General features: G+C 69.5%; 5 protein-coding genes. 2 read left to right on the top strand and 3 right to left on the bottom strand.

Annotated features, from left to right (window positions below; all coding sequences use genetic code 11):
- On the top strand, positions 1 to 539 hold a 539-nt coding region (locus AC27VN_RS34865; protein ID WP_490879557.1), incomplete at its 5' end, for a TolC family protein.
- A 6-nt stretch (positions 540 to 545) separates the two neighbouring features.
- On the opposite strand, the gene AC27VN_RS34860 is transcribed toward AC27VN_RS34865, so the two are convergent.
- From AC27VN_RS34860 to AC27VN_RS34850, 3 genes are all read right to left on the bottom strand, one after another.
- A complete protein-coding gene (locus tag AC27VN_RS34860) occupies positions 546 to 1,883 on the bottom strand; it encodes a hypothetical protein (RefSeq protein WP_490879556.1) in 1,338 nt (445 codons plus the stop codon).
- Between the two features lie 10 nt (positions 1,884 to 1,893).
- Positions 1,894 to 2,433: a hypothetical protein gene (locus tag AC27VN_RS34855; RefSeq protein ID WP_093348579.1), complete on the bottom strand. Its 540-nt coding sequence runs from the start codon at positions 2,431 to 2,433 to the stop codon at positions 1,894 to 1,896.
- Positions 2,434 to 2,591: 158 nt separating this feature from the next.
- The gene (locus AC27VN_RS34850) at positions 2,592 to 3,149 is read right to left on the bottom strand and encodes a DUF3455 domain-containing protein (RefSeq protein ID WP_490879555.1); all 558 of its coding nucleotides are present in this window, start codon (positions 3,147 to 3,149) and stop codon (positions 2,592 to 2,594) included.
- A 198-nt stretch (positions 3,150 to 3,347) separates the two neighbouring features.
- On the opposite strand from AC27VN_RS34850, the gene AC27VN_RS34845 reads away from it, so the two are divergent.
- The gene (locus tag AC27VN_RS34845; RefSeq protein ID WP_256222759.1) at positions 3,348 to 3,923 is read left to right on the top strand and encodes an RNA polymerase sigma factor; all 576 of its coding nucleotides are present in this window, start codon (positions 3,348 to 3,350) and stop codon (positions 3,921 to 3,923) included.
- Positions 3,924 to 4,000 lie beyond the last annotated feature (77 nt).

The following is a 4,000-nucleotide window of genomic DNA, read 5'->3' as shown; positions in this document are numbered from 1 at the left end:
TGCTCGCGGCCGAGCATGCGCTGCGCGCGAGCAACGCCGACATCGGCGCCGCGCGCGCCGCCTTCTTCCCGCGCATCGCGCTCACCGCCTCGGCGGGCACGGCCAGCAGCACGCTGTCGGGCCTGTTCGCCAGCGGCAGCAGCGCCTGGAGCTTCGCGCCCTCGATCAGCGTGCCGATCTTCGACGGCGGCGCCAACCGCGCCAACCTGCGCGTGGCCGAGGCGCAGCAGAAGATCCAGCTCGCGAGCTACGAGAAGACGGTGCAGACCGCGTTCCGCGAAGTGGCCGATGCGCTGGCCGAGCGCCGCACGCTGGCCGAGCGGCTGGACGCGCAGCGCTCGCTGCTCGACGCCACCTCGCGCAGCTTCTCGCTGTCGCAGTCGCTGTTCCGCAGCGGCGCCAGCAGCTACCTCGACGTGCTCGATGCGCAGCGCGCCTACTACGCCGCGCAGCAGACGCTGATCGGCCTGCAGCTCACCGAGCAGACCAACCGGCTCACGATCTACAAGGTGCTGGGCGGGGGCTGGAAGGAGAGCTGAGGCGGCTCAGGCCGAAGCCGCCACGCCCGGCGCCGGCCGCAGCAGCCAGCGCACTTCCTTCGTCTGCTCGCTGTCCGGGTAGCGGTTCTCGAGCGTGGTCAGGATCGGCTGCGCCATGTCCGAGCGGCCCAGCCCCTGCACCAGCACGCGCGCGGCCAGCTCGTAGGCCTGCGGGATCGCGGCATGGCCGCGGAAGCGCCGGTCGAAGCCCGACAGCAGCGCCAAGGTGCCGTGGGCATCGCCGCCGCGCCATTCGGCGCGCGCCATCGCGATCACCATCGCGGGGTCCTCGAGCGCGAAGGCCTTGTCCTTCTCGCGGCAGGTCTTGAACACCTTGAGCGCCTCGGACGCGAGGTCGCGCCGCATCAGCAGCGGGATGAAGCGGCGCGCCTGGTCGAGCATCGTGTCCTTCTTGTCGGGCACGAGCGCCAGCACGCGGTGGTAGCGGCGCTGCGCCGCGAGGTCGTCCGAAGGCGCGGTGCGCTGCGCCTCGTAGGCGAGGCCGAGCGCGGCCGCGAGGTCGCCGTCGGTGATGCACTGCGCGACCTCGGCGTCGAGGCGCTGCGCCGCGATCTGCTCGGGCGTGCGGCGGTCCACCGGTGCGCCGTCGTCCACGCCGCCGCCGGGCAGCAGGTCGATGCCCAGCGCCGCATGGTGCTGGTACATCACGTAGCCCAGCAGGCTGGCCATCACCCAGCCGAAATAGATGAAGGCGAAGTTGATGATCGGCAGCGCGATGCGCCCGTTCATCACCGGCAGCAGCATGGCGATCGCGATCTGCGCGCCGGTGCTCAGCAGGAACAGGAAGAAGCACAGCAGCGCATAGGGCCAGCCGATGATGCGCATCGTCTCCCACACGTAGCCGGGGTTCATCGCCTGGAAGAAGCTGCACGACTGCACCAGCACGATCACCGCGGCCGGGAAGGTGAAGGACATGACGAACACGCCGACCGTGGCGAGCATCGGGTCGAGCTTGGCCAGTGCGCCGATCGCGATGCCCTGCACCAGCGAGATCGCGAACAGCTTCCACGGCAGGTTGACCCACTCGTCGTCGAGCGTGCGCGGGAAGTCGGCCGAGCGCCAGATGCCGCGCGAGCCCAGCGCCACCACCTTGAAGCCGTAGCGGCTCGCGGCCAGCACGATGCCCAGCTCGATCAGCAGGATCGCCAGCACGTCGGGCAGGAAGAACACCGCCTCGAACAGCAGGCTGCACAGCGCGAGCGCCAGCCCGTACATCAGCGGGCGCATCTGGAACGGAAAGGCGAAGAAGCTGTTGAGGCGGTGCCAGAACGGCGGCGGCGCGGGCCGGTCGTCGTCCTCGCGGATGCGGTCACGGGTGCTCATGGCACGGCCCTCACTTCTTGAAGAAATCGCTCTGCCGCATCGCGCCGGCGCCCTGCAGGCGCACCAGCGTGCTCTGGTCGGAACGCACCAGCCGCACCTGGCCGAGCTCGCGCTCGATGCGCTGCTCGAAGCTGGAGGCGAACTGCATCGCCTGCTCGCCCATCTTGAGCCGGCTGGTGCCCTTGACGATGGCGCTCTTGCGGTCCGAGGCGAGCTCGACCGAATCGAGGTGGTAGTCGTACTCGATGGTCAGGATGCCGCCCATCGCCTCGCCGATCACCTCGAAGGTCTTGAAGCTGTCGCGCGCGGCATCGCAGGCCTGGGCGCGGTTCAGGGTGCTGTCCTGCGACTGGCCGAGCACGGTGGTGCGGTCCTGCACCACGGCCCGGCTGCTGAGCTGCTTGCACAGCCGCTCGGGATCGCGCGAGAGGATGGCGTGCGCCTCCTGCTCGTAGTACTGGCGGACCAGCGGTTCATCGAGCTTGCGACCGCCGATGAAGTAATACCACGCGCCCACGCAGAGCGCGATCACGATCGCGATGTTCCTCATGCTCCGCCCCGCGCGCCGCAGCGCCCCGCTCCTGTTATGTGCGGGGCAGTATACGTTCACAAATGTTTCAAACGACCCACCCAAAAGGGGGGCCGCGCGGGGGCATGGAGCAACGGAAAACCGGGGTCGCGGCCCCGGTCTTCAAGGTGCGCGAGGGCTCAGCCCGCGCGGTAGAAGATGTAGTCGGCCTGGTACTTCACGACCTGCTTCTGGCCCATGTTCGAGGCACCGCAGGCCGCGCCCGGCGCCACGCCGCCCTGGGTCGCCACGCGCTGGATGTAGCTCACGTTCTGCATGGCACCGGCGCCCGTGGCCGGGTTGGCCTTCACGAGCTGGTGCGGGATGTTGCCGGTGCCGTTCGGAGCGACGGCGACTTGCGTGGCCGTGACCTTCGAGCCGTCGGCGCTTTCCCAGGTGGCCGGCGGGCCGTAGTACTTGCCGACCTGCTTGCCGGCGCGGTCCCACAGCTTCGCATCGGGGCCGACGAAGAACCACTCGTACTGGCCGGCGGCGTTGGCCTTGACGCGGCATTCGTAGGTGATGTCGCCGGTGCCCACGGTTTCCATGGCCACCGTGTGGCCGGCCGGCACCTTCACCGCGTCGGGCAGGGCGGCCTGCGAGAACGTCGCGGCGGGCTTGGCGCCCATGCCGGAGCAGGCGGCGAGCCCAACCACGGCCAGCGCGGCGGCCAGGGCGTTCAGGGTGCGGATGTGCATGATCGTTTCCTTTTTCAGATCGGCTTCGGGAGAGGTGAAAGAAGAAGCGGTCCGTTGTTGTCGTGAGTTTCGACGGCCTCTTGCGCCTGTACGCGCGCGGTGGGCCGATGGATTCAGCCGGCGCCAAAAACCGGTTGAATCCGGCGCCGCGGCGCGGGCGTATTCCAGGGATGGAAAGCGATGCCCCACAATCCGCGCATGACCGCACCCAGCCCCGACGCCGAGCTGATGGCGCTGATCGACCGGATCGGCCATCGCGACGAAGCCGCCCTGCGCATCCTGTACGACCGGACCGCCCCCAAGCTCATGGGCCTCGCGATGCGCGTGGTACGCCAGCGCGAATGGGCCGAGGACGTGCTGCAGGAGAGCTTTCTCACCGTCTGGCGCGTGGCCGGCGACTACCGCGCCAGCCTGAGCCCGCCGCTGGCCTGGCTCGGGCTGATCGTGCGCAGCCGCGCGCTCGACCTGCTGCGCCGCCGCACCGCCGATCGGGCCCAGCTCACGCAGGAATTCGACGAACTGCTGGCCGACACCCTCGAATCCGATGCACCGAACCCGGCCGACACGGCCGATGCCAGCGAGCAGGCCTGGGCGCTGCACCAGTGCCTGAGCCAGCTCGAGGGCCGGCAGCGCGAGGTGGTCAGCCTGGCCTACCTGCGCGAGCTCAGCCATGGCGAACTGGCCGACCAGCTCAAGCTGCCGCTGGGCACGGTCAAGACCTGGATCCGGCGCGGCCTGGAGAAACTGCGCGTCTGCATGGGACGCTTCGCGTAGGCGCAGAGAAAGTAGCCCCGCCATGAAACTCACCGCCCATCCCGAACTGCTGGAGCTGCTGGCCGCGAGCCACGCGC

Source organism: Variovorax sp. 20P10.2.4, assembly GCF_058244205.1.
This window is presented reverse-complemented; position numbering and strand designations above follow the sequence as displayed.

Excerpts from the sequence above, each read along its gene's own strand:
- AC27VN_RS34845 (WP_256222759.1), top strand. The coding sequence starts at position 3,348 with ATGACCGCACCCAGCCCCGACGCCGAGCTGATGGCGCTGATCGACCGG.
- AC27VN_RS34855 (WP_093348579.1), bottom strand. The coding sequence starts at position 2,433 with ATGAGGAACATCGCGATCGTGATCGCGCTCTGCGTGGGCGCGTGGTAT.
- AC27VN_RS34860 (WP_490879556.1), bottom strand. The coding sequence starts at position 1,883 with ATGAGCACCCGTGACCGCATCCGCGAGGACGACGACCGGCCCGCGCCG.
- AC27VN_RS34850 (WP_490879555.1), bottom strand. The coding sequence starts at position 3,149 with ATGCACATCCGCACCCTGAACGCCCTGGCCGCCGCGCTGGCCGTGGTT.